Source organism: Deinococcus roseus (assembly GCF_014646895.1).
Classification (GTDB): Bacteria; Deinococcota; Deinococci; order Deinococcales; family Deinococcaceae; genus Deinococcus_C; species Deinococcus_C roseus.
This window is the reverse complement of the sequence record NZ_BMOD01000015.1, coordinates 69,274-94,920: the sequence shown is the minus strand read 5'-3', so window position 1 is coordinate 94,920 and position 25,647 is coordinate 69,274. Positions and strand designations below refer to the sequence as shown.

Genomic DNA, 25,647 nt, shown 5'->3' with positions numbered 1-25,647 from the left:
AACCAAAAAAAGGAGGGCATTGCCCTCCTTTTTCTTTTGTTTTTTGTTTGCCTGAGGTTTTTTTGATGTTACAGGCTGACCTGCAAAGCACGGGACAGCTGAATGAAAGCCTGGGCCGTCACCCGCACATCGCCCATCGAACGGTGCCTTTCGGTGAAGGTCAGGTTCAATCGGGAGGCCAGCAAATCAAGCTTGTGGCTGCGCTCCTGGGGATAAGCCCGTCTGGACAATTGCAGCGTGCAAATTTGTGCTCTGGGCGGGAAATCCAGTCCCAGTTTCTGTGCATTGGCCTGAATGAAGCCCATGTCAAAGCTGATGTTGTGAGCCACCAGCGGTTTTCTTTTGATGAAGGCCAGAAACTCAGGCAGCACCTGATCAATGGTGGGCGCATGCCGCACATCAAAATCCCGAATGCCATGCACACGGGTGGCAAAGTAAGGGATGGGACGCTGCGGATTCACCAGAGAATGAAAGATTTCATCTTCCAGCACCTGACCATTTCGCACCACGATGGCCCCAATTTCCACGATGGCATCCCGCTCTGGGGAGAGGCCAGTGGTTTCCAGGTCAAAAACAACGTAATCCACGTATTCAGTGTACTCCGTTATGCCCAGAAATTAAGCCTGCCCGCGCTGTTCTTTGACCGCATGGGCAGAATAACCGAATTGTGGGCCGGAACTGCTGCCCTGCTGCAAGATCACACGGGCAAGTTCACCCAGGGTGGAGCCCCCTGCCAGTACAGGCATCCTGAGGTCCTGGGAAAGTTCGGTCAGGCTCATGTTGTCCAGCATCAGTTCGGTGCCATAACGCAGGGTGGTGGGGGGCACGATCAGCAGATCCGCCTCAGAAGGCTGAACAGCATGCCTGAAGCAGCGCCCGGTCAGCAAGCCCGCCACGGTGGTGTTCTCTCCGAACGTGCGGTTGGTGACGCTGCGCACCTCGATGTCCAGCCCTTTGATCTGGCGCAAGGGCTCCACCGCCAGATCCAGCGACTGGGCAAAGAGCTTCCCGGTGCCCAGAATGACCTTCTGGGGCACATCCAGGGCCTCTGGCAACTCGGGGAGGGGTTCATTCAGGAAGTCCCGAACCATGCCCACACCGTTTTCCAGCATGGGGAATCCCTCATAATCCTCCTCTGGAGGGATGGGCAGACCGGCCAGAATGTAAAACTCATCGCTGGGGAAGATGAAACGGGTTCCGCGCTCCTCCAGCATGCGTTTTCTCCACACGTTGGCCCGGCGGATCACGTCTTTTGCCTGCTCTGCAGAGAAAGTGGGCACCTGGGCCAGGTTGGTGCGGTGGTCGGTCAGGCCCACGGGCACACACGCCACCGAAAGCACATTTGGACGGCTGGTCAGGTAGGCCATGGTCTCATCGAAGTAATCCCCATCGTTTCTGCCCGGAAGCATCACAATCTGGGTGTAAAGGTCAATGGACTCCAGACGCTCAATCATGTGCTTGATGTCTGTGGCCTGCTGGTCTTTGACTTTCAGCTTCCACCACTTCATCATGTCCTGGCGCAAATCCTGATTGGTGGTGTGCACCGAGACATAAAGCGGAGAGAGGTTCTCATCCAGAATGCGCTGGATGTCGTATTCCGAGAGGTTGGTCAAGGTCACAAAAGAACCGTACAGAAAGGACAGGCGGTAATCGTCGTCCATGATGTACAGGCTCTTTCTGAAACCCCTGGGCATCTGGTGCACGTAACAGAAGTCGCACTTGTTGGCACACTTCTTGATGCCGTCAAAGAGCACCTCTTCAAATTCCAGACCGGGGTCTTCCCACTCCACATCGAAAGTGAAGGTTTCAGCGGTTTCCACGGGTTTTAAGGTGTGGTGGTCCTGCTGGAATGCAAAAGTCGGCTGAACCAGAGCATGGGTCTTTGCCACCTCCAAAGTGGCCACCCCCTGCTCCAGAAGGTACCTGTACGCCAGGATGTCGGTCACGGACTGACCGTTCACACGCAACAACTGATCCCCAGGCTTCACGCCTGCGCGCTGTGCAGGACTCCCTGGTGCAACTTCTTTGATTCGAGCCGGGTACACTTCCACCTAACGCCCTCCGAATTTACCATCTTAGCATGGTTTGAGAGGGGCATTGTTGAAGGGGTTTCATTCAGGACGAAAATCAGGGCTTCAGAACCTTGAGGGTGACAGAGATTTAAGGGATGTAACCGGGACGGTCTGGGTCCACTTGTACATCTACAATGACATCCTGTTTCACATAAATGGTGACCCAGAAGTCTTTCAAACAACCTGCACATTCTGCATAACCCTCATCTGCATGGTCTTTAAAAAGCCGGAAATGACTTTCCCATTCGAGAATGTCTCCCAGCCTGTAATCAAACATCTGCATGTACCCAAATTTGAATTCAATTTCAGATTCGCCGACATGACCACAGCGAGGACATTGCAATATTGCATAAAGCCGATTAAAAAGTCCCATGGTTTAAAACTCCTCTGGATAACGTTGTTGAATGGCTTCTATGGCTTTACGAGCAACCTCTTTGATGGGTCGTTCCTCGTAATCGCATCCATTGTCATGCTGTGCAGCATGATCAAGAGCAGGCAAAGCTCTGCAATCGCCCCAGACTGTCAGAGCTTCACAGGCAGAGTAACGCGCATCTTCATCCTCCGATTGCTTCAAAACATGGACCAGATGAGGAGTGCTTTCCTGACTGCCTTCCGAGTAGAGCCAAGTACAGACGGTAAAATGGTATTTGGCTTCGTAGATCCACAGATGCAAAAAATCTCGACAGAGTTCTGGATCAATAAGACTGATCAGCTCTATGATATTTCCAGGAAAACAAGGATCTTTTTGATGGATGAATTTTTCAAGGGTGTTTAGAAAAGATTCTCGGGGATAAGTCTTTAAGGTGTTGGCAAGAAAATCAAGACTTTATGGGGATTCTGGGTCTGTTGCCCTGAAAATAAGATCTTCAACTTCATTCACCCCCACATTGTACAACCAACAAAAAACCCGGGGATTTGCACCCCCGGGTCTTTCTGAAGTCTAAAAATTAAACTTCGAGTTCTTTCTTGCTGATGAAGGGCATCATGTTGCGCAGCTTGGCACCCACCACTTCGAGGGGGTGCTCGTTCATGGCTTCGCGCCACTGCTTCATCTTGGGGTAGCCAGCTTCGGTTTCGGCCACGAATTCACGGGCGAACTCGCCGCTCTGGATGCGGGCCAGGGCTTCTTCCATGGCTTTGCGGCTCTCGGCGGCCACCACTTTGGGTCCGGTGACGTAATCGCCGTACTCTGCGGTGTTGGAGATGGAGTAACGCATCCCTTTGAAGCCTTTTTCGTAGATCAGGTCAATGATCAGTTTGCACTCGTGCAGCACTTCAAAGTAAGCGATTTCGGGCTGGTAGCCAGCAGCCACCAGGGTTTCGAAGCCGTTCTGGATCAGGCTGGTCAGGCCACCGCACAGCACGGCCTGCTCGCCGAACAAATCGGTTTCGGTTTCTTCTTTGAAGGTGGTTTCCAGCACGCCTGCACGGGTGCAGCCGATGCCACGGGCGTAAGCCAGGGCCAGTTCACGGGCATTGCCAGTCGCGTCCTGGTACACGGCGAAGATGCCGGGCATGCCTGCGCCTTCCACGTACACGCGGCGCAGCATGTGGCCGGGGCCTTTGGGGGCCACCAGGAAAACGTCCACATCTGCGGGGGGCACAATGCGTCCGAAGTGGATGTTGAAACCGTGACCAAACACCAGTGCTTTGCCAGCGGTCAGGTTGGGGGCGATGCTTTCAGCGTAGGTTTTGGCCTGGTGCTCGTCGGGGATGAGGAGCATGATCACGTCGGCTTCTTGCACGGCCTTCTCGATGGTTTCCACGCGCAGGCCAGCCTTCTGGGCTTTCTCCACGCTGGGGCTGCCTTCACGCAGACCGACCACAACTTTCACGCCAGATTCGTTGAGGTTCTGGGCGTGGGCGTGGGCCTGGGAGCCGTAACCGATGATGGCCACGGTTTTGTTTTCGAGGGGGCTTAAAGAAACGTCCTGATCGTAGTACATTGTCGCCATTGTGTAAGACTCCTTCGGGTGATGCCTGTCTTGGACTACTTTACCTGTATGCAGGCAAAAGGGAAATGATCGCTCTAGGTGTTTTGGGGTTTGCGGAGGTCAGATCTCCACATCTCCCAGCACAGGTTCCAGACTCTTGCTGCCGTTTTCGGTGTAGACCTGGGCAGGGATGTCTGCGTTGGAGCCTCTGGAGAGGGCCACGCGGCCTGTGCGCATGGTTTCGATGATCCCGAAGGGGCGCATCTGCTCGATGAAGGCGGTGATTTTGCCTTCGTCGCCTGTGACTTCAAACATCAGGGCGTAGCGGCCCACGTCCACGATGCGGGCACGGAAGTCTTCGGCAATGTGGCGCACTTCCACGCGGGTTTCGGGGGTGATGCTGACCTTGACCAGCACCAGCTCGCGGTCCACGAATTTCTCTTCGCGGTGGTCCAGCACCTTGATCACGTCAATCAGTTTTTCCAGCTGACGGATGGCCTGCTGCAGGATGTTGTCGTCTCCGCCCACCACAATGGTCATGCGGCTGACGCCAGGATTTTCGGTGGTGCCCACCGAGAGGCTCTTGATGTTGAAGCCACGCCTTGCAAACATGCTGGTGATGCGGGTCAGCACGCGGGGCTCATCGCGCACAATCACGCTGATGATGTGGTCTTTGTTGGGGCTGCTGGTGGTGTCGCCGTACAGATTTGCACTCATGGTTCACCTTTTCATTTCCCCTGCAATAAAGGCTCTGTTCAGGGGGGCACCCAGGCTGGAGGAACCTCATCTCGTTGATGAGGAACCCAGGGGAGTTTGCGGTGGGGTGTTTCCTCCCCTCTTTAGGGGAGGACCGAGCGAAGCTCGCGGTGGGGTTACTGCTTCTGTTTTGCTTCCTCGTGGGTCTCGACCATCTCTTCCAGAGAGGCACCGGCGGGCACCATGGGGAAGACCCCGTGCTCGTTGGGCACCACGGCTTCCAGCAGGCTGGGTCCGTCATGGTTCAGCCAGGCCTCAATGGCGCTGTCCATTTCTTCGCCGTTGGTGGCCCGCACGGCGTGAATGCCGTAGGCGTCTGCCAGTTTGATGAAGTCGGGGTTGCTGTCTCCCAGGTACACTTCGCTGTAACGGTTTTCGTGGAAGAGTTCCTGCCACTGTCTGACCATCCCCAGGAAGCTGTTGTTGATGACAGCGATCTTGACGGGAATGCGGTACTTGATCAGGGTGGAGAGTTCCTGGGCGGTCATCTGGAAGCCACCGTCTCCGGCGATCACCACGCTGCGCACACCAGGATCCGCAAGGGCAGAACCGATGGCAGCAGGGAAGCCGAAGCCCATGGTCCCCAGACCACCGGAGGTCAGCCACCTGCGGGGTTTCTGGAAGCGTGCGAGCTGTGCAGCAAGCATCTGGTGCTGGCCCACGTCGGTGGAAAGGATGTCGTCTTCGGTGAGCTGGTCCACAATCTTCTTGATGGCGTAGCCTGCGCTCCAGACGGGGTGGCGCACGTAGCGCTCTTTCCATTCCTGCAGTTTGTCATGCCACTCTTTGTTTTCCAGGTAAGTGGCATGCTCAGAGAAGTATCGGGCGGCTTTGCCTGCATCGCCCCGCACGGGGATGTGGGCATGCACCAGCTTGGAGATCTCTGCTGCGTCAATGTCCACGTGGATGATGGTGGCGTTCTTGGCGAAACGGGAGACTTTGCCGGTCACGCGGTCATCGAAACGCAAGCCCACCCCGATCAGTACATCGGCGTTGGTGATGGCGCGGTTGGCGGCCACGCTTCCGTGCATGCCTGGCATGCCCAGCCACAGGGGATCGCCTGCGGGGAAGATGCCCAGACCCATCAGGGTGGTGATCACGGGCAGGTTCCAGGCTCTGGCAAATTCGATGATTTCTTTTGAAGCGTCCATGGCTCCGCCGCCGACCATCAGGATGGGGCGCTGGGCTTTTTTCAGGACTTCGATGGCTTTCTGGATGGCAGGTTCAGCAGGGGCAGGAAGTTCAGGTCTGGCGTGGGGGGCGGTGAGTTCTCCGGTGAAGAGTTCCAGTTGCACGTCTTTGGGGACGTCCACCAGCACAGGACCGGGGCGGCCAGAACGGGCCAGTCGGATGGCCTCTGCCAGCACCCTGGGCAGGTCGTTGGCGCTTCTCACCAGGTAGTTGTGTTTGGTGATGGGCATGGTGATGCCGGTGATGTCGGCTTCCTGGAAGGCATCGGTTCCGATCAATGCACGGGGCACGTTGCCGGTGATGGCGACAATGGGCACACTGTCCATCATGGCGTCGGTGAGACCGGTGACCAGGTTGGTGGCTCCAGGGCCGGAGGTGGCGATGCACACCCCCACTTCTCCGGTGGCTTTGGCCCAGCCTTCTGCAGCGTGGGATGCGCCCTGCTCGTGGCGCACCAGGATGTGACGCATTTCGGGAAATCCGGTGAGGGCGTCATAGAGTGGAATCACTGCTCCGCCTGGGTATCCGAAAACGGTGGTGATGTTGTGGTTGATCAAGGTCTGCCAGAGTGCTTGTGCCCCGTTCATGTTTCTCCTCTCAACGTTCATTTCAACGTTAAACCCCCGCGATCTGTGCGACCCGGGGGTTTCTTCTGCGTGTACGTGACTGCCGCTTACGCCTGGGAAACCCCTGTGCGTACTAGTACCACAACCACGATGTTGGTCAGAATGCGGCTCATTGCATTTACCTTAACAGCCTGTCTTTGTCTGTGTCAACCTTTGATCTAGACGAAAAAACATGACAAATTAAACCAGAAGATGGTCTTTCCTGTCATGAATCCTGAGATGTTAAGCCAATCTTGGTATTTTCCTGAGAATATCAGTGCATACTCGCTGAATAGATTCAAAGGTCAATGAAAGCACCCAATCCGGATAGAAATTAAACCCGGTTCAGATCTGTGGGTTTTTCTGTTCTCTGGAGCCAGCTTTTTGCTGAAATGTTCCTGAAGTTCTCTGGTCATGGAAGGGGTTAACGCTCTGTTAACGCAGCTTCAGGTACAACAGGATCAAGCTTGCAAGAGCGAAATCCAGAACCCCAGAAAGGTGCATCTTGGCCCACATCCTCTGCAGCATTCCCCCATGACCCGCTGAGGGAAACACCCCTCCAGACTTTAAACCCTCCTCTAGAAGGCACCAACACTTAAAAACAGACCGCAAGCAACCCAAGACCCTCTCAAAAGTCCTCTCAGACACAACCCCCAGGTTCTGGAGACCGCAAGACACCTCCAGAACCTTGTTTTGGTTTTTCAGGCTTTAGACCAGATGGGAATCAGATTCTGAAGATGCCCTCCATCACCTGCACAGCAGACCCCCCCACCCGGGTTTCGGTGACCTTACCCCCCAGCTTGAGGGCAGTGATGTCCAGACGGCTGGGACGGCCCATCTCGATGCCCTGATGCACCACCCAGCTGGATTCCAGGTCTTCTGTTGTGCGCTTCCCAAGATGTGCAGCCAGGGTGACAGCTGCACTTCCCGTGGCTGAATCTTCCAGCAGGCCAGGTTCGGGAGCGAACATGCGGGCATAAATTTCATCCGGGGCAACAAAAAAGACATAGAGGTTGGCAGCCCACTTGCTTTCCAGATGCTTTTCCCAGGCTGGCAAATTGAACTGGATGTTCTGCAAAGCTGCCCTGGAGTTCACCTCCACCAGCAAGTAAGGCGTGCCACAAGAAACCCCTTCCAGGGTAACGATGTCCTTTTGCTGGAGGCCCAGCACCTGTGCAACCTGCTCAGGGGTGGCTTCTGGTTCCCGGAATTCAGGTGGGTTGGGAGAGGTCAATTCAGCATAAACGGCCTGCCCATTCTCCCAGCGGTATTTGACAGGCACCAGACCTGCAATTTCCTCCAGCAGCACCTGGTCTTTTCCAGCGGTTTCCCCCAGAAAAGCCAGCAACAAAGCCGTCCCGATGGTGGGATGTCCGGCAAAAGTCATTTCCCGTCCGGGTGTGAAAATCCTGGCCCGCCAGTCGCCCTCTTTTTCAGCAGGCACCAGAAACACCGTTTCGGCCAGTTGAAATTCACGGGCGATCTGTTGCAGCTGGGCATCTTTCAGGTCTTCGGCTCCAAACAGCACAGCCAGCTGGTTTCCTCCAAAACGCACGTCCGTGAACACATCCAGGGTGTAAAACTTCAGATCAGGCATGAAAACTCCTTCACAGACCAGTGTGCGGGAATTTGAGGCTGTTTGCCTCGGGACATTGACGTACCGAAAATAACAATTTCGGGTTTTGGAGTCAGGATCAGGGATTGTAACTGAGGGACAGGGCAGATGCAAAACAAACACGCTCCCTTTTGGGAGGCGTGTTCCAGATCAAAGGGTTTAAGGCGCAGTGGTGAAGGTCTGCTCTTTGCTGGCTCCGAAATCAAAATCCAGCATGCTGCCTGCATTCGGATACCCGAAAGGCAGTGCGTCTTCCTGTACGAAGGCATCTGCATTGGCAAAGCCATCCAGTGCAATCAGGTTCCAGGTGTACTGCATGTTTTTTTCCAGCGGGGCAGCGTAACTGGTGCTGGTGGTGTAAACGTAACGGGTGGCTCCCAGGAGGTCCTGATAACGCACCACAAAGAAGGGGCTGGTGAAGGTGCCCTTGTTCCAGCTCAGGACATTGCCTGCATTGGTGGCGGTGTCTGCAGGTGCAGTCAGGAAGGGAGGAGCTTTCAGGGTGAACGGCTGGGTCTGGGCCGCACTGAGGCCAGCTCGATTCAGGATCAGGCCGCTTCCCCTGTCGCTGACGGCCCCCACGGCCAGCACATAGCGGTTTTTCAGGATGTCCGGGGTGGGAATGGCGTAGGTGAAACTGGTGCTGTTGGAGTAATCTGCAGCCAGCACAAAACCACCACGGGGCACCAGTGCAGCGCCCAGGCTTTTCCAGACCAGCGTCAGGCCCGCAGGCAGGGGAAGGTTCACGTTGCCGGAAAGCACCGACTGGCTGACGGGATCCAGGCTGATGTCTTTTCCAGTGGCACTGGCACCACCCGAGATGAATTTGCTGCTGGTTCCAAATCCGGTGTAAGTGACGGGAATGCTGGTGGCCCCACTGAGGTTGGCCTGCCATTGCAAGGCAAACACCTGTCCTTCAGCCACTTTTTCATTGAGCTGGGTCAACTTGATGGTGTAAGGGCCGCCCTGACCCGGCGAAAATCCTTTGATCCCCAGGTTTTCGGTGATGCTGGCATACACCACCTGAGACACGGTGTTGATCGGGTTGGGAACGCCTGCTCCGCCAGAGAGGGTGCCTGCCACTGTCACATCTGTGGCAGAGATGATGCCCTTGCTGCTGAAGAGGTTCAGGGTGGGGTTGGGCAGATTCAGGGTCTGGAAGGTGTGGGTTTCTCCGTCTGACAGTTGCACGGTGGCGGTGTAAGGGGCCAGCACCCCCTTGATCATGAATTTTCCAGAGGCATCGCTGGTGTCTGTGCTTTCCGTGTTGTTGAACCCCCGGATGCGCACCGTTGCACCCTGAATGTTTCCTCCAATCAGGTTTTTGATTTTGCCTCCCACGGTGATCAGGGGAGATTTGGTGACGTTGACCTTCAATTCAAAGGTTTTCTTGAGGCTTCCAGAAGTGCCCTTGATGAACAGGGAATAGGTGTTGACCGGAAGCTCCATGGGGGCTTTGATGGTCAGCTTGGTCTGGGTTTTGCTGCTGCTGGGTGCAAAAGAAGCCGTCAGTTTGTCTGCGCTGGGTTGCACCAGAGTAAAGTTCACATCGGCAGCAAAGCCATTTTCAGGCTGGATGGTGACCAGGATGTCTTTGCTGTCTCCCTGCATCAGGGTGATGACGGAATCCTTGAGCTGCAGGTTGAAACCCGGAGCGGAGGGTAGAGGGGTTCCTTCTCCACCTTTGCAGCCCACCAGCAGGGCCACACAGAGCATGGGGATCGCATTTCGGGTCAGCATCCGGGGCCTCTTTCCAGGGGAACACTGAACACCACATTGCTGTTGATGCCATCGTTGGCCACCAGCATCAGGGTCAGGTTTGAGGGGTCCACCTCGTAGCAGGGGAATTCACCAGTGGTTTTGGCAGGCAGGAAATCCGAGGGTTTGATGGTGAGGGAGAGGTCCAGCTTCTTGCCCACCAGCAGCACGGTTTTCTTCTCGATCACGGCGTATTTGGGTCCCACGCTTTTCTGCAGGTAGCCAAATTGCCAGGTGTATGTGATGTTGCCGCTGTCCTGGTCGGTGATGGTGCCCTTGATGGTCATGGTGCCCCCTGCAAAAGGCAGCTTGGGAATGATGCCGGGTTTCTGTTCGGGTTCGGTGATCACCACATCAGGAGGCAGGTTGGCAGGCTGGGCCACCACATTCACGGCAATGGAGGTGGTGCCCAGGGCATTCTGACTGTCCCGTGCTTCTAAAGTGAGCGTGTGGCTTCCCAGGGTCTTGAAGGTGGCGGTGGGGGTGCCACAGTTGTTGGCAGGCAGCTCATCTGCACCTACATTGCTTTTCCAGGTGAAGCGGGTGCAATCCAGTTCCTCATTGGCATCCAGCAAAGCCCCTTTCAGCAGAACAGGGGTGTCGATGTACACACTGGCTCCACTGGTGGGTTTGGCAATCAACACCGAAGGCGGATTGTTGATGATTTCGATGCTGCGGGTGTCCGTGGCGGTCAGCCCCCCCTTGTCCGTCACGGTGGCGGTGAGGGTGCGGGTGCCAAGCGTGCTGAAACTGCGGGAAGGCAGGCAGTAACTGCTGAAATTGCCCCGCGAAACATCTGCCGAAACCAGCTGTCCATCCAGGTTGCTGCTGAGGGTGAGGTGCAGGTTGCTGGTTTCCAGGTCGTCCATGGTGAAGCAGATGTTGTCAATTTTGACGTTCTGGCTGTAGGTTTGCCCATTGGCTGGACTCTTGAAGTTCACGGTGGGTTTCTGGTTGGCAGAGCGAGCAATTTCAAAATCCTGCTTGAAGATTTCCTTGTCGTAATCCAGCGTTTTGACCAGCAGATCGGCATGGATGCCCACATAACCCCTGAGTCCTGCGTTCAGGGTCCACACCGGGTCTCTGGGCACAGCAGCATCCAGGGCAACGAGGCCCCGCACCCGTGCGTAAGGTCCCACCAGACCATACAACAGGATTTCCCCTTGCAGGTTCAGGCCCACTTCTGCAGTGCCTTTGATGGCAGAGACCTCGGCAAAGGTGCTGAAGTTCTTCTCAAATTTGGTGATGTCGTGGAAGCCATCGTTGTACTCAAAGCCTGCCTGCGCCACCACACTCTCACTGGCCCCGAAGGCCATTTTTGCGGAGATGTTGCCTTTCAGGTCTGATGTGACCCTCACGCTGGGAATCAGCACCACTGGCACCGGACCAATGAAAAAAGTGATGGGTTCAAAGGTGAACTTGGCCAGCTCGATTTCCTTTTCAATGCCTGTGGAAAGTTCTGCTTCCACACGGACATTGGCGCTCTGGTTGAAACCGTAGGCCATCCGCACGTAAATCCCGTTCGGATAAATCGGCACTCCAAGCACTTTTTTCCATTTCAGGCTGTAAGAGAGGCCATCGTCCACGGTCAGGTTGAAGTTCCCCTTCAGGCGCACCTGATCGTTGGTGGTGCTTTCGTTGCCGTCCTGGTCGTACAGCACGGTGTTGATATTCAGGTTGAAAGACTGGGCCTGCGGATCAATGGCATTTTTCTCCAGGCCTCTGGGCACCACCCCGGCCTTCAGAGAAAGCGAAGACAGATCTGCCGCACCCAGGGTGCCTTTCTGATCAAATTCCCCTTCAATCAGGGCTTCATCCAGACTGGCAGCCTGGGTTTCCACAATGACCTGACCGCCAGAAGGGGTGATCTTGGTGATTTTTTGCAGGTAGCCGTAAGGTGCACCCGGTCCGGGCTCACTGACCATCAGTTCCCCCACCTTCAGGTTTGCCAGGTAGGGGGTGCTTTTGGAAAACACCAGTTTGGCGGTGCACTGTGCCGGATCTGCTCCAGGGTTCTTCACCGGATCGGGCTCTGTTTTGCAGGCTGCTGCATTGGTGAACGAAAAAGTGGAAAGGGCTTTGCGGGTTTCCTCGGTGACCACCCGTGTTTTTTCGTTGACTTTGGGGGCCACCACGGGTTCGGTGGGTGGGGGCGTGGGGCTGCCACAGGCGGCCAGCAGCAAGGCAAGACCTGTGGTGAGGGAAATCAAATGTCTCATGGGACCTCCAGATGCAATCGAACCTTTTTGCACCACATCAAATCACCCTGCAGATGCACCAGGAAGGGGTTCACAGGGTTGGGCAGCGTGAGCAAAAAGCGTCAAAAGATGCTTTCTTCAACTTAAAGGACAACATGTTAAAAATCTGTGACTGACAAGGGTAGGCTTTCTGTCCGTGAAACGCTCCCAGAGCTGAAAAACCAGCAAAAAAACGCCTGTGGCAAACATCCACAGGCATTCATTAAAGGTTGATGAAGTGGTTTACAGCTGTACACTCGCCCCGGACATGCATTCTTCGGCCACGGCACGGGCCAGGGGGTCACGGGTGCTGCGGGCATAACTCACGCCCAGGTGCAAAGACTCCAGGGCCACCTCGCGGGTTTTCTCCTCCAGCACCAGGGTCTGGTAGTGGGCCAGATACAGGTGGGAGAGCAGCACATCGCGGGCATGCTCAGGGGGCAGGGTCCTCAGCAGGTTGATGCCCCGCTGGTACTCTTTGACGGCCTCCTCGGTGCGGCCCTGCAAGGCAGATTCACGGGCCTTGCGCAGGATTTTGGCAGCGGTGAAGAACTGGGGTCTCATGAATACCGCCGAGGGCTGAGGGCCGAGGGCTGAGGGCAAGAAGAGACATCCAGAAGGTTCAGCTGGATGGGACAGGCTTCTTTGTTCAGCATTCTTGACCTCTGGATATGCATTTTAGCCTCTGCGGGGGGCGCGGGGTTTGATTTTGCCCTCAAGTTCGGGGCGAATCAGGTCCAGCTTGCCGCGGTCGTCCACACCAGCGATTTTCACGCGGATTTTGTCTCCGACGGCCAGCACGTCTTCCACTTTCTCGATGCGTTGCTCGCTGATCTGGGAGATGTGCAGCATGCCGTCCTGACCGGGGAACAAATTGATGAACGCCCCGAAGGCCGCAATTTTCACCACGGTGCCGTCAAATTCGTCGCCAACTTTGCCCTCATAGGTCTGGGCCTGCACGCGCTTCAGCACAGCTTCTGCTGCTGCAGCGTCTGCGGAGAAGATGCGGATGGTGCCATCTTCCTCGATGGTGACCTGTGCACCCATGGCTTCAAGTTCGCGCACGTTTTTCCCACCGGGGCCAATGATGACACCGATTTTGTCGGGGTTGATCTTGGTGGTGAGGATTCTGGGGGAGTATTTGGAGAGTTCAGGACGGGTGGCAGGCATGGCTTCGGCCATTTTGCCCAGAATGTGCAGGCGGCCTTCTTTGGCCTGGGCCAGTGCTTCACGCATCACGGCAGGGGTGATGCCGCTGATCTTGATGTCCATTTGCAGGGCGGTGACCCCTTCAGCGGTTCCGCAGACCTTGAAGTCCATGTCTCCCAGGGCATCTTCAGAACCCAGAATGTCGGTCAGCACGCGGTACTTCTCGCCTTCCATGACCAGACCCATCGCCACACCGGCCACCGGGGCCTTGATGGGCACGCCTGCGTCCATCAGGCTCAGGCATCCTGCACACACAGTGGCCATGGAGGAGGACCCGTTGCTTTCCAGCACGTCACCGACCACGCGGATCACATAAGGGAAATCATCGAATTCGGGCAGGATGGCGCGGATGGCGCGTTTGGCGAGGTTGCCGTGTCCGATTTCGCGGCGGGACTGGCCCCCCATGCGCTTCACTTCACCGGTGGAGTAAGGGGGGAAGTTGTAGTGCAGCAGGAACTTGTCGCCGGTTTCGGTGCCCAGGTCGTCAATCAGGATTTCATCGCGGCCTGTTCCCAGGGTGGTGGTGCCCAGCACCTGGGTTTCCCCGCGGGTGAAAATGGCGCTGCCGTGGGCACGGGGGAGGGGGGTGGCTTCGATCCAGATGGGGCGCACCTGGCGGCCATTGCGTCCGTCCACGCGCAGGTCATCTTCGATGATCATGCGGCGCAGTTCTTCTTTCTGGGCCTTGCCAAAAGCGGTTTGCAGCAGGGCCACCTGTTCGGCAGCACCTTCAGCGGTCAGGTCAGGCACGCGTGCAGAGATCAACTGGCTCTGCAGTTCATCCAGGGCTTTGCCACGGGCTTTTTTGCCCTCGGTCAGCAGGACATTTTTCAGGCCAGCGGCAATCGCGGCTTCTTTAAATGCGGGGTAGACTTCTGCGAGGGCGTCCACAGGAGGATTCCACTCGAATTTTTCTTTGCCAACTTCGGCTTTCATTTGCTCGATCAGGGCAATCAGGGGCTGCATTTCTTTGTGGGCGAACTCGATGGCCGAAACCAGCAGTTCCTCATCCACACTGTGTGCTCCGGCTTCCACCATCATCACGGCTTCTTTGGTGCCAGCGACCACCAGATCGATGGTGCTGTTCTGAATTTCTGTGGTGGTGGGGTTGATCACGAATTGGCCATCAATCTGACCGACCCGCACACAGGCGGTGGGTCCAGCCCAGGGCACATCGCTGATGGAGAGGGCGGCAGAAGCCCCCACAGCGCCCAGCACGTCGGGCAGGTTCTCCTGATCGGCGCTGATCACGGTGATGATCACCTGGGTTTCCTGACGGAAGCCCTTGGGGAACAGCGGACGGATCTGGCGGTCGGTGATGCGTGCCCCCAGGATGGCTTTCTCACCAGGGCGGCCTTCGCGGCGCTGGAAGGAACCGGGAATGCGCCCCACCGAGTAGTGGCGCTCTTCAAATTCCACGGTCAGGGGCAGAAAGTCCAGGGTGGAGGGTCTGGTGGATCCCTGTGCCGTCACCAGCAGCATGGTGTCACCGTATCGTACGGTGACGGAACCGCTCACGAGCTTCGCCAGTTTACCGGTCTCAATCACCAGTTCGCGAGAGCCCAACATCGTTTTGTATGTGTTTCCTGTCATTGCCCCTTAGTCTACACCAACATGGAAATTTTGCCTGTTGGGGAAGATGCGGCACAAAAAAACCCCTGTTTTTCACAGGGGGCCAGGAACCTGGAAAAGCTCAGTTTCCAGCTTCGTCTTCGTTGAAGTAGAAGATCACGCTGAGCACCACGCGGTCTTCGCTGAGGGAAGCCACCTGGTGTTCCACATTGACGATTTTGCGGGCCTTGCCACTCTGCTGGCCAATCTGGGCGAACTGGTTGATGGTGCCCTGGAAGGCTTTGGAGAGGTCGGCGGCGGGGCAGATCACGGTGAATTGCTGAAAGTTGGAAAATGTGGACATGCGAATAATTTACACGATCCTGGTCAAAAAGGTGAATCAAACATACAAAGCAAAACCCCTGACCTTTCAGTCAGGGGAAATTTTTGGTTGCGGGGACAGGATTTGAACCTGCGACCTCCGGGTTATGAGCCCGACGAGCTACCAGACTGCTCTACCCCGCGTTGCCTCGCTCACTTGGAGCGAAGAGAATAATAGCATGGTCTCTGGACTGCGTCAAGCCCTGGAGGGACGCAGCTTGCTGCGTTGCAACCCAGCATCCATCCGGGCGGCTTTTTGTGCTTCCAGCAAGCCTTTCTGCAGGGCTTCGGGTTTGCGGGACTTGATGCTGTCGATGCGGCTGACTTTCACAGGGGTGAAACCGCAGAATTCCAGGGTGGTCTGTTTCATCAGGCGGATGGCGGGGTCCGCATGGCGGTAGCGCATCCACCAGCCTGGGGAATCCGAGGTCACGATGATGCGGGCGGTGCGGCCTGCGAGCAGTTTGTCCCACAGCACAGAATCCTTGCGGTACTTGAAGGCAAATCCTGGCAGCAGCACCCGGTCCAGAAAGCCTTTCAGCACAGCAGGGGGCGCTCCCCACCAGGTTGGAAAAACCACCACCAGATGGTCACACCACAACAGCAGTTTCTGGGCTTCCTGCAGGTCGGGTTCCAGGGGCTGTTTTCGCTGGTAACCCATTTTCAGGTTGAGGTCAAAGTTCAGGTCTGCCAGTCTGAGCAGACGGGTGGTGTGCCCGGCGGCTTCTGCGCCTTTGACATAGTTTTCAGCGAGGGCAGCACAGTAACTGCTGTTGTTGGGATGTCCGAGAATCACCAGGGTGTTCATGGGGGCCTCCGAGAGACAAAAACGAGGTTTCGCTTTTAAAGAAAAAGCGGGATGGCTGGGTTTTTGGAACGTGGAAGATGGAAAAGACAGCAGAACCTTCTGCTCGAGTCCTGCAATGTTTACATTGTCAAGATAGCGTTAAAACTTTACATTGTCAAGATAAAGGCAAAGGGACATGCAGTTGAAGCACGCTCGTCTGGTTTTACAGCACAGCTGCTTCCAGCATGCGGATGCTCTGTCTGGAAACATCCACCTCAACCTGAATGCCCAGAGGCAAAACCATCTGTGGACTGGTGTGCCCGAAATCCATGTTGGCCACCACAGGCAAGTCTTCCCGCCCGTACTCCCGCAGCACCCGTTTGACCCACTGGTACAGCTCGGGAACCCATTCTGCAGGATAGCGGTGTGGTCGGGCCAGCAGGAGGGCCTTTGCCCCTGAAAGAATGCCCTGTGCTCCAAAATTGCGCAGCCAGTACCCCACCTGTGCCGGAGGAGGGGCATCTTCACTGGTTTCCAGACACAGCACAGACCCCTTCCAGAGTTCAGGGGCAGGCCAGCCTGGAGTGCCATTCAGCATGTCCAGCACCTCAATGCACCCTCCGATGGTGTGCCCGGAAACGCACCCCTCACCCTGCAACCACCCCCAGCCCTCAGAAGGCTCAAATTGCCTTTTCTGTTCCTGCAGAGCAGGATCCATCCATTCCACCCTTTGCCCGGTCCATTCTGGAGCAGCAGAGAAGTGCAACGAATCTGTTTGCATCAGGGTTTCTGCCACAGAAGCCTGCACATAAGGATGCAGGCCGCCATGTTCTGCCAGATCGGTCAGCATGGCAGGACCATGAAAAGCCACCACGCCAGCCCTCAGAAACTGCATCAGGGTGATGGTGCTGTCCGAAAATCCCATGAAGACTTTGGGATGTGCCCGGATCAGGTCCAGATCCAGAAAAGGCAACAGTCGCACCGAATCGTCTCCGCCAATGATGCTGATGATGCCATTGATGTCAGGGTTGCAAAGGGCCCAGTGCAAATCGTCTGCCCGGGCCTGGAGGTTGCGGTACAGGTATTCAGAGCCCCTGAAAGCATTGGGGGTTTCCCGGACCTGCCAGCCAAAAGCCTGCTTGATCTGGCGTTTTGCCGCCTCATATCGGTGCAGAACCTCGGTGACAAATCCTGAAGACAGCGAAACTGTTGCAATGGTGGCATCTGAATCAAGATGTAATGGCTTAATGAACATGTTCTCAGCCTAACAAAAAATGCAAACATCACAGAACAAAAAGCGCATTCAGGTAAAATGGGGGGGCACCAGAAATTGCATTTTAGTTCTGTTTTTGATGCCCTGTATTCTTGATGCGCTGAATCCGGAGGTCAGAAAAATGCTGCAAATGATGTTCAAACCAGGGAAGATCAAACAGGGTTTGTTTCTCGCGCTGCTGTTGACGGCCTGTGCCCAGGTTCCCAGACCGCAAACCATACAGGCCACCCAGCCCCCTGCGACAGATGAACTGGTGATGCCCCAGGCCATTCAGAACAGCAAGGTGTTCATTCAGGTCAGTTCTACAGTGGTGGAACTGGGTTCAACGGTTTCCCTCTACGCCGTGCCGCAGCAATTGGGCCTGATCACCCGTGAAGTCACCTGGAAAGTGGTTTCTGGTCCAGGCACAGTCAGCGGAGGCAAGAATGCCACGTTTACGGCTCCCACCACGGGTTCGGGGCAGACCATCTTGCAGGCCACCTCCACCGAAAATTCAGCCCTGACCGGACAGGTTGCCCTGAACCTCACGCCAAAAACCGCAGGCCAGGATGTCATTCAGCTCACCACCAATGTGGCCTTCTCATATGACATCGTGAGCGTCCATGTGACCTCCACCTATGAAGTGGTGGAAGTCACGGCCAGCGTCCCCAATGGACCCTCCACCACCCTGAGTAAAACAGGCACCAACCTCTACAGTGGCAATTTGCCCCTGAAAGGCCTGCCCAGGGGAGAGCAGCGCATCTGGGTGAAAGTCAAAGATGTGAAAGGCAACCAGCAGATCCGGCTGTACCAGTTCATTGCAGACCGCAACCCAGCCCTCAATGTGGATTACTCCCTGGATGATCCTTACCTGGTGGCTGCTGATTTCTTTCCAGTCAATGCCAGCTGCACCGATGACAGTGGCAGTTGCCGCATCACGGTCAAACGCAACACCGTGCCTGTGCTCAGCGGGGTGGGTTCGGTGAATGGCAGTGTGGACATGCAGGCTTTTGCAGGGCAGGTTTATCCGGTCTCGGTCATTGCAGACGATCCTGGAGGCAACACCCTCAAATACGACTTCCAGGTGTATGTGCCCAATGCCAGCCTGAACACCAAAATGCTGGTGCCGGGCACCATTTATGATGTGGATGCTACACGGGTGCTGTACACCAAAGCTGTGCCCAATGGAACCACCAAACTGAAATACCGCAGTTTTGCAACGGGTGTGGACACTACCCTCACCCTGCCTTTAAACGGCGTGCCCATCGGAGGCAAACTCTTCCCGGATGGCGTGATCTACCGGACCCGCCCTCTGGGAGGAGGCATCAGCTGGCTTTTCGACAGCCGCGATCCCGGCACCAACCTGACCCCTTCAGGCCACAACTGGTATGCGGTGTCGGGATATTACCTTGCCTACCGCACCAATGACAGCCAGACCTTTCTGCGCAACCTGCAGACCAACACCACCACCTTCCTGGGTACAGGCCTCACAGGCGATCTGGCCCCCAATGGACGGCTGGTGTCTGCCCCCAAACTGACCGACGGCACCCATGATGTGTACCCGGTGTCCAACAGCACCGGGGTGGCCATTGCCCTCTTTGATGGCACCCAGCAGATTCTGTTGCGCAATTACCGGCTCAATGGCAAAGCAGAGATCGGGGTGGATTATGCCGTCAACAACGGTTACGCCGCCTACACCGATTACGACAGCAATGGGAACCGTCAGGTGTGGCTGCGCCTGCCCACGGGTGCAAAAGTCCGCAAGACTTTCACCAGTGTTTCCAACGTCATTGCCGCCCTCGGCCCCAACGGAGAATTGATCGTCCGTCGTCTGGGTCCTGGCGACCTGTACACCATCGACACCGCAGGCAACGAGAAACCTCTGGGTCTGATCACCCGGCCCTACTTTGTCAAATTCGTGGATGGCAAATGGAACATTGTCATCTTCAACGGGGTGTTTGAACCCAAACCCTGAAGGCAGTTGAAACAAGAAACCCTCTGGAGATGTTGTTTCCAGAGGGTTTCTTGTTGAAATGGAGATTTGCTGCGTGTGGCAGCAATAAAAAAGTCCCCTCTGGGTTTCAGAAGGGAACTTTGGTGCCGAGGACGGGACTTGAACCCGTACACCCTTGCGGATGGCAGATTTTAAGTCTGCTGCGTCTACCGATTCCGCCACCCCGGCAGGGGTCTGGTCTTGATGCGTTAGTCATTATAGAACAAAACCCGAGGGGGTCAACCCATCAAAGTGCCTACCTGAACTGGCGAATGCGGTCCAGGGTTTCTTGCAGGGCCTGCTGCTTTGGGGTGGGTTTGAAGGAGAAGGCGTCCTGAAATTTGCGCCCATCCACCATGAAGGGGGTGTTGAACTGGTAAGCCAGGTCCAGGGGGCTGGGGTGCTCCGAGGTTTGCTGGCTGTGCAGCCAGAGTTTGAGCTGGGGCACCTGATGGGGCCGGATGGGTTTTTGCAGCAGCCTGGAGAGCAGGTCTGACAGTTCGCTGGCGGTGCAGGTGAGGTCGGTGGGGATGTGCCAGACTTCGCCCATGCCCCGGTTGCCCTGTCCCAGCAAAAGCAGCGCGCGTGCAAAATCCTGCACGTAGGTCAGGCTGTGGGGCTTTTGCAGGTTTCCGGGCCAGCGCAGGGTGCTTTTTTTCAGGACCTCCTGAAAGAAATCCACATTGGTCCAGGAGGAATGCACTTCTGACCCGAACAGGGTGGATGCACGGGCAATCGCGACCTGCACGTGGCCTTCGTGGTGGGCAGTCAATAAGCCCTGGGCCAGCTGGGAACGCAGCCTGCCCCTGGCCTGTTCGGTGCCGTGGGGGTGGGTTTCTTCCAGCGGTGCCCTGGGCACCCCGTACATCAGCAGGTTGTCTGCATAAACCAGGGTGGCTTTAGAGCCTTGCAAGGCAGTCAGAAGCTGGCGCTGCAGCACAGGGTAATCCAGCACCCAGCGCCCATAGCGGGGTGCTGCGCAGTGGTAGACAGTCTGGGCATCCTGCAGGTGTTTTTTCAATTCACCGGGGTTGAACAGCACATACTGCACACCCGGAATCACAGCAGCAGGCATTTTCAGGGTGATGGCTTTTACGCGGGCATTGCGGGCCATCAATTCCCGAATCACGGCCTGACCCACAGCCCCAGAAGCCCCCAGCACCACCTGCATGTTCATCCTCAAAACAGTAGCACCGATTGGATGCAGAATCACCTGCAAAGCCCTTGACAGCGTGGATTTGTTCAGATGAAGAAAAAATAAAGATCCTGTCCCGAACTTCTCTCAGAATGCTCATGGATGATGGAAGCAGGGAGCAACAGAAAATCACCTTTCTGCACAAAAGAGCAAAGACACAGTTCTTGCTCTGAAGGTTTTATGGAGGCACAGATGGATGCACAGACCCTCAGCAAAACCCTCACCGACCTCCTCCCTGGTGTGGAAGTTCTGGAAGCAGACCAGACGCATTTCTTCTGTTACCATCCCGATCCTGCTGTGCCTGCAGATTACAGGATGCCGTTTGCCACCCTGGTGACCACAGATGCCCACGATCAGGCCTCCGACCTGAGCCGCCCTGGCATTTACCGCCTGAACCTCGGGGTCAGGCCGCAGACCTATCAAGCCATGTTCGGACAGCAACCTGCCCTGCCAGAAGGGTCAGGGGTGGTGCAGACCGGGCATGATTTCACAAAACTGGACCAGATCATGCCCCACCCCATTTATGCCGCCATGTCCTGGATCTGCGTGCTGAATCCCGGCCCTGAGACGTTTGAGCACATCAAACCCCTGCTGACAGAAGCCCATGGCATTGCAGTGCGCAGGTACAATCACCAGCACCACAAAGAAAAGTGAGTGTGCAGGTTTAGAATACGGACAATGTCAAGATCCAGGCCCTACCACCACGGACAGCTCAGGAACAGCCTGATTGAAGCCCTGCTGTCCCTGGCCCAGAACACCCCTCTGGCCCAGATCAGCCTGCGGGAAGTGGCCAAAAAAGCCGGGGTCAGCCACGCCGCCCCCTACCACCACTTTGAAAGCAAAGAGGCCATGATCGAGGCCACCACCATCGAATGCCTGCGCAACCTCTCCCAGAGCCTCAGAAACGCAGTGGAGGCCCTGCCAGCAGGCACCCATCCCGTTCAGAAAATCAAAGTGCTGGGACAGGCCTACATCCGTTTTGCTCTGGAACGTCCCACCGAATTCCAGTTCATCAACCGCACCGACGTGTGCAACTTCCAGAACATGAGCAGTGCCATCCGGGAAGTCAGCCAGGACGCCATTGAACTGCTTTCCCAGCTGGTGCTGGAAGCCCAGGCCCTCAAAGCCCTGCGTGCAGACAACCCGGCCATTCAGGTGCTGGCCCTCTGGAGCACCGTGCAGGGCCTCTCCAACCTGATGCTGCTGGGATTCGTGCCCCCAGAGCAGGTAGAGGAGACCGTCGGGGCGGTGATGGATGTGGGACTGGGGCGGTTTGAGGCATGAACAGGATCAGAAATCCTCAGATTTTGCAGGACATCGTAGAGTTCATGCGAGATGGAATTTGCCAGATGCCCCTACAGGAGCTTGAAAATCCTGATGGACGACTCGAATTTGTTTTTCAGGGTCTTCAGATAGAAGTGGAAATTTTAGATGCAGAAGTGGCTTCGGCTATTTGCTTTCTGGACGGTATCGAACCAGAAGAGGACCGTTTTGATGATCTGGATGAAATCTACACTTTGATGGAACAGCAGCATCAGGAAATCCTGCAATTGGCGATCCAGGCATGGGGTGACCCGAAATGGTCAGGAGAAGGCGAACATGCCGCTCTACCAGAGTTGCCTTACATGATGGGTGGTGCAGTGTGGGAAATGGAAAACAGGGATGTGGTGATTCTGGGCTGGGAGCATCAGGATCAGGAACTTCCAGTGCTGCTCTGGATCAGGTGGTTTAAGCATTCAGAAGGAGTTTGATTCGCAGCTTGTTGCAACTGGGGCCAGCGTTTCCCGCTCCAGATCTGCTCTACAGTTTTGATGTGGAGCGGGAATTGCTGGGCGATTTCTCTGGCGGGCTGGGTGCCTTTGAGGGAGAGGATCTCTTTTGCCTGCAATTCGGTCAATCTGTATTTTGGCTTCACAGAAGCGTATTTTTCCAGGATTTCTTCAATCTTTTTTCTGCGCCTTTCACCCATGTGAGGATGCACCAGCTTCATCATTTGCATGGCAGGGGTTCCTGAAAGCTTAACTACATAACAGGTTTTCCAGCGCTCTGGATTTCTGCGGTCATTTTTGATGTAGCGGGTTCCAAAAAGACTTGCAACTTTCTCGATGACATCCAGATCTGTCATGGACACCACCAATCTTGGGCTGTTGGGAGAACTGGGGGGAGCTTCCATGAAACTCCCTTCTCCTTCCAGAAGTCCAGCAAGCCAGGCGATTTCAATTTCGGTCAATGATAAATCTGCTTTCATGTTTTTGTTTTAAAACAATTGAGTGGATAAAAAAATACCTGGAATTCCTTATTGAAATTCCAGGTTTGCTGGTGGAGACGGGGAGAATCGAACTCCCGTCTAAGAGCCCTTCCAGCGAGCATCTACGTGTGTAGCTCAGGTATTTTTATTTCACGCTGGGCCTGCCCCTGAACAGGCCGCCTTTGCGCAATCTTCAACTCATCTTATTCAGGCCGTAGAAGCATGAACCTGAACCAGCTGACTTTTAGTTACAGTTCGTGCAGCGCCATCAGCTGGGCTATGCAGTCACTGTCGCCGTCAATTAAGCAGCGAATTGGAGGGTGCGAGGAGCACCCATGGAAATGTTTTTGCCAGTTAAATGGCTTGCCGCTTTTTAACGAGGCCAACGGCACCTCGACACGCAACTCTACCTTCAGCGACCCCTATCGAAACCAATGACGTCCCCAGAGGCAACATCAATATTACACCACCCCAATGAGTAAGGGATAAGCACCCCGATCTAGGCCTTCTGGTCAGGGTTCTTCTGTATTGTCCCAGAAGGCTTTTTTGGGGATGCTGGAAGGGTGAGTGAAATCCTGGCTTTACTGAACCTCAAGTTCACCTCCCAGATGGGGAACATCCGCATTCGCCGTCTGACAGAGCATTTTGGTTCTGCCACAGAGGCCCTGAAAGCCAAGCTGTCTGATCTGCGGGGTATAGAAGGGCTGGATGCCCGTGTGTTGCAGCATTTCGGGTCCAGTGAGGCTGCAAACCGGGCAGCGCTGGAAATCGAGCGGGCCAGAAAGGTGGGGGTGAGGCTGCTGGGCCTGACCGACCCGGACTACCCCAGAGCACTTCGTGCCCTCTCAGATCCTCCTGCGGTGCTGTGGGTGAAGGGGGAATTGCCTGTGCTGGAAGTTGTGCCCAGAGCGGTGGGTCTGGTGGGCACCCGGAAGTGCAGCGCCTGGGCTTTGCAGTTCACGCGCACCCTGAGCCGGGATTTGACCCAGGCCGGGGTGAGGGTGGTTTCAGGGCTGGCCCGTGGGATTGACACTGCTGCCCATCAGGCCTGCATTGATGCAGGTGGGGTGACTGTGGGGGTGCTCGGGAGCGGGGTGGACAATGTTTACCCCTCAGAGAACCGCAGGCTGGTGCCGCACATGGTGTTGGTGTCGGAACACCCGCTGGGCACCCGCCCAATGTCCCATAATTTCCCTGAACGCAACCGAATCATTGCAGCCCTCAGTGCTGGCAGTGTGGTGATCGAAGGGGAAGTCACCAGCGGTTCCATGATCACTGCCCATGCTGCTCTGGAGTGTGGAAGAACGGTGTTTGCAGTGCCCGGACGGGCCGGGGATCCACTGGCTGCAGGTCCCCACAAGCTCCTTCGTGAAGGGGCTGTCCTGACTGAAAGTGCAGAGGACATCTTGCTGGAACTGGGCTGGAAGTCTGCCCCCAGATTGAATGTGGAGCTTCCAGAGGAGCAGGCCCGAATCTACACGGCCCTGGATGCCCCCAGAACCCTGGACGATGTGGTGGTCCTGACGGGTTTAAACGCAGGCACCGCCCAGGTGAACCTGATGATGCTGGCCCTGTCTGGCATGGTGATGGAGCTTTCAGGGGGAAGGTATGCCAGGGTGTGAGGCAAAGATGCCGAGGGCTGAGCACCGAGAGCCGAGGGCAAAAAGCAAAGGGCAGATGTAGGGTCAAGACGTGCCTCGCCCTCAGGGCAAGAGCCTTCGATTTCCTGCAATTCTCGTTGCTGCGCTTCAGCCAGAGACAGGTTGCTTCTGGTGATCCCCAACCAGCCTGAAAACCTCCTCAAAGGGCAAATGGTCATACACATAATCTGCATAATGGGCCACCACAATCCGCAAATCTGGCCCGATCAGGAAGTCTGCAGGCATGCGGTGAAAGTTGCTGCCTTCTTCGTGTTGCAGGGCAAATCCTGCTGCGCTGGCTTCCTGAATGTGGTCTTGCAGGTCCGGGCGCTGCATGGTGCTCTGGATTTTGCTTTCTGAGCTTTCCAGGCCGTAAAGGTCATACAGTTTTGCCTGGGGGTCGGGCAGGATGGGAAAGGGGGGGTTCTGTTTGCCCACGTGTTCTTCAATGCTCTCAAGGCCAGATTCAAACACTGTGATGGTCTGAATGCCTGCTGCCTGCAACTGGGGTTGCTGCTGGATCAACTGGTGCACCCGCAGGTTGCACATGGCGCAGGCTCCGTTTCTAAAGAAGCTGAGCAGGGTGTATTTGCCTCTGAAATCGCTGGGTTGAATGGGCTGTCCTCTGAAATCCTGGGTCTGAAACAAGGGTGAAAGCTCTCCAGCTTGAAGCATGGCAGGTCTCCTTTCAATGGTTGTATCTAAAAGGTAAGGTAGACTGACTAAATTGTCAAGCAGCCTGACCAAATTGATCAGAAGGATTCATTCCTGAAGTTTTTCCAGAATGCCTTTTAACAGGGTCAGGTCAGACTGGCCCAGCATCTGCTCAAAAGCTTTTTCGGTGTCCTGCACCACCTGAGAGGACAGCTGGCAGAGTTCCCACCCAGAGGCTGTAAACCGCACCAGCACGGCCCTGCGGTCTGTGGGATCGGGAATGCGCTCCAGATAACCCTGGCTTTCCAGTTCTGCCACCAGCTGGCTGATGGATTGCTTGGTCAAACCCATGCGCTCGGTCAGAACGGTCAGGCGGTTGCCCTGCTGGTCCAGATGGGGCAAGAGGGCGGTGTGGGCCAGGTTCAGGTTGCTGTAGCCTTTCTGCTTCAAAAGGGCCAGGGCCTTGCTGGAAAACACCCGATTGGCCTTCAAAAGCAGGCGTCCCAGAGAAGGCTGGCGCAGTTCTTTGAGTTGCTGTTCGGTGGGTTGATCGGTGAGGCCTGACATCA

At 55.9% G+C, this 25,647-nt stretch carries 23 protein-coding genes, 2 tRNA genes and 1 other RNA gene; 6 read left to right on the top strand and 20 right to left on the bottom strand.

The features are described from left to right. Positions 1–68 precede the first annotated feature (68 nt). Together IEY52_RS17350 and IEY52_RS17345 are read right to left on the bottom strand one after the other, a co-directional pair. Positions 69–587 (bottom strand): 3'-5' exonuclease, encoded by a 519-nt coding sequence (locus tag IEY52_RS17350; RefSeq protein WP_189004704.1) that lies wholly within the window; start codon positions 585–587, stop codon positions 69–71. 30 nt (positions 588–617) lie between these two features. Then, a complete protein-coding gene (locus tag IEY52_RS17345; protein WP_189004702.1) occupies positions 618–2,051 on the bottom strand; it encodes a DUF512 domain-containing protein in 1,434 nt (477 codons plus the stop codon). A gap of 34 nt (positions 2,052–2,085) precedes the next feature. Here IEY52_RS17345 and IEY52_RS17340 point away from each other — a divergent pair, with 34 nt between their 5' ends. Further along, on the top strand, positions 2,086–2,847 hold the full coding sequence (locus IEY52_RS17340) for a hypothetical protein (protein ID WP_189004700.1): 762 nt from the start codon (positions 2,086–2,088) through the stop codon (positions 2,845–2,847). Between the two features lie 172 nt (positions 2,848–3,019). Here IEY52_RS17340 and ilvC read toward each other — a convergent pair whose 3' ends face one another. From ilvC to IEY52_RS17280, 12 genes are all read right to left on the bottom strand, one after another. Further along, entirely contained in the window at positions 3,020–4,027 is a 1,008-nt protein-coding gene (ilvC, locus tag IEY52_RS17335; RefSeq protein ID WP_189004698.1) for a ketol-acid reductoisomerase, read from the bottom strand. 99 nt (positions 4,028–4,126) lie between these two features. Further along, positions 4,127–4,723, bottom strand: coding sequence for an acetolactate synthase small subunit (gene ilvN, locus IEY52_RS17330; RefSeq protein ID WP_189004689.1), 597 nt, complete (start codon positions 4,721–4,723; stop codon positions 4,127–4,129). 155 nt (positions 4,724–4,878) lie between these two features. Then, positions 4,879–6,540, bottom strand: coding sequence for a biosynthetic-type acetolactate synthase large subunit (ilvB, locus tag IEY52_RS17325; RefSeq protein ID WP_189004680.1), 1,662 nt, complete (start codon positions 6,538–6,540; stop codon positions 4,879–4,881). A 742-nt stretch (positions 6,541–7,282) separates the two neighbouring features. Continuing rightward, positions 7,283–8,155, bottom strand: coding sequence for a PhzF family phenazine biosynthesis protein (locus IEY52_RS17320; protein WP_189004678.1), 873 nt, complete (start codon positions 8,153–8,155; stop codon positions 7,283–7,285). Positions 8,156–8,332: 177 nt separating this feature from the next. Continuing rightward, a complete protein-coding gene (locus IEY52_RS17315; protein ID WP_189004676.1) occupies positions 8,333–9,913 on the bottom strand; it encodes a carboxypeptidase regulatory-like domain-containing protein in 1,581 nt (526 codons plus the stop codon). Then, positions 9,907–12,150, bottom strand: a complete 2,244-nt coding sequence (locus IEY52_RS17310) for a hypothetical protein (RefSeq protein WP_189004674.1) — start codon at positions 12,148–12,150, stop codon at positions 9,907–9,909. The genes IEY52_RS17315 and IEY52_RS17310 overlap by 7 nt, the downstream gene beginning before the upstream one ends. Positions 12,151–12,411: 261 nt before the next feature. Further along, positions 12,412–12,732 (bottom strand): hypothetical protein, encoded by a 321-nt coding sequence (locus IEY52_RS17305; protein ID WP_189004672.1) that lies wholly within the window; start codon positions 12,730–12,732, stop codon positions 12,412–12,414. A gap of 114 nt (positions 12,733–12,846) precedes the next feature. Beyond that, positions 12,847–14,970: a polyribonucleotide nucleotidyltransferase gene (pnp, locus tag IEY52_RS17300; RefSeq protein WP_189004670.1), complete on the bottom strand. Its 2,124-nt coding sequence runs from the start codon at positions 14,968–14,970 to the stop codon at positions 12,847–12,849. Between the two features lie 100 nt (positions 14,971–15,070). Further along, a complete protein-coding gene (locus IEY52_RS17295; RefSeq protein ID WP_189004668.1) occupies positions 15,071–15,292 on the bottom strand; it encodes a hypothetical protein in 222 nt (73 codons plus the stop codon). An 84-nt stretch (positions 15,293–15,376) separates the two neighbouring features. Next, positions 15,377–15,453: transfer RNA gene (locus IEY52_RS17290), tRNA-Met, on the bottom strand. Between the two features lie 52 nt (positions 15,454–15,505). Further along, positions 15,506–16,117, bottom strand: a complete 612-nt coding sequence (locus IEY52_RS17285) for an NAD(P)H-dependent oxidoreductase (RefSeq protein WP_189004666.1) — start codon at positions 16,115–16,117, stop codon at positions 15,506–15,508. A 202-nt stretch (positions 16,118–16,319) separates the two neighbouring features. Beyond that, positions 16,320–17,351: a S66 family peptidase gene (locus IEY52_RS17280; protein WP_189004664.1), complete on the bottom strand. Its 1,032-nt coding sequence runs from the start codon at positions 17,349–17,351 to the stop codon at positions 16,320–16,322. 148 nt (positions 17,352–17,499) lie between these two features. On the opposite strand from IEY52_RS17280, the gene IEY52_RS17275 reads away from it, so the two are divergent. Continuing rightward, positions 17,500–19,323 (top strand): hypothetical protein, encoded by a 1,824-nt coding sequence (locus tag IEY52_RS17275; protein ID WP_189004662.1) that lies wholly within the window; start codon positions 17,500–17,502, stop codon positions 19,321–19,323. 120 nt (positions 19,324–19,443) lie between these two features. Here IEY52_RS17275 and IEY52_RS17270 read toward each other — a convergent pair. Beyond that, positions 19,444–19,530, bottom strand: a tRNA-Leu gene (locus tag IEY52_RS17270). 67 nt (positions 19,531–19,597) lie between these two features. Next, positions 19,598–20,518, bottom strand: coding sequence for an NAD-dependent epimerase/dehydratase family protein (locus tag IEY52_RS17265; RefSeq protein ID WP_194510050.1), 921 nt, complete (start codon positions 20,516–20,518; stop codon positions 19,598–19,600). Between the two features lie 210 nt (positions 20,519–20,728). Here IEY52_RS17265 and IEY52_RS17260 point away from each other — a divergent pair, with 210 nt between their 5' ends. Genes IEY52_RS17260 through IEY52_RS17250 form a run of 3 tightly spaced genes read left to right on the top strand, consistent with a single transcriptional unit; the run spans position 20,729 to position 22,287 of the window. Further along, entirely contained in the window at positions 20,729–21,190 is a 462-nt protein-coding gene (locus tag IEY52_RS17260) for a DUF6194 family protein (protein ID WP_189004658.1), read from the top strand. Positions 21,191–21,214: 24 nt separating this feature from the next. Further along, the gene (locus tag IEY52_RS17255) at positions 21,215–21,820 is read left to right on the top strand and encodes a TetR/AcrR family transcriptional regulator (protein ID WP_189004656.1); all 606 of its coding nucleotides are present in this window, start codon (positions 21,215–21,217) and stop codon (positions 21,818–21,820) included. Beyond that, complete coding sequence (locus tag IEY52_RS17250; RefSeq protein WP_189004654.1) at positions 21,817–22,287, top strand: ubiquitin family protein; 471 nt, start codon at positions 21,817–21,819, stop codon at positions 22,285–22,287. Before IEY52_RS17255 ends, IEY52_RS17250 begins: the two co-directional genes overlap by 4 nt. Here the strand turns inward: IEY52_RS17250 and IEY52_RS17245 are convergent. After that, positions 22,230–22,784, bottom strand: coding sequence for an LAGLIDADG family homing endonuclease (locus IEY52_RS17245; protein ID WP_189004652.1), 555 nt, complete (start codon positions 22,782–22,784; stop codon positions 22,230–22,232). The two genes, IEY52_RS17250 and IEY52_RS17245, sit on opposite strands and share 58 nt — an antisense overlap. A 69-nt stretch (positions 22,785–22,853) precedes the next feature. Then, positions 22,854–23,229: a transfer-messenger RNA gene (gene ssrA, locus IEY52_RS17240) on the bottom strand. 118 nt (positions 23,230–23,347) lie between these two features. On the opposite strand from ssrA, the gene dprA reads away from it, so the two are divergent. Beyond that, a complete protein-coding gene (gene dprA / locus IEY52_RS17235; protein ID WP_229684855.1) occupies positions 23,348–24,406 on the top strand; it encodes a DNA-processing protein DprA in 1,059 nt (352 codons plus the stop codon). Positions 24,407–24,532: 126 nt separating this feature from the next. On the opposite strand, the gene IEY52_RS17230 is transcribed toward dprA, so the two are convergent. Next, positions 24,533–25,099, bottom strand: a complete 567-nt coding sequence (locus IEY52_RS17230) for a redoxin domain-containing protein (RefSeq protein WP_189004650.1) — start codon at positions 25,097–25,099, stop codon at positions 24,533–24,535. 87 nt (positions 25,100–25,186) lie between these two features. Then, the gene (locus tag IEY52_RS17225; RefSeq protein WP_189004648.1) at positions 25,187–25,645 is read right to left on the bottom strand and encodes a MarR family winged helix-turn-helix transcriptional regulator; all 459 of its coding nucleotides are present in this window, start codon (positions 25,643–25,645) and stop codon (positions 25,187–25,189) included. Positions 25,646–25,647: the final 2 nt, after the last annotated feature.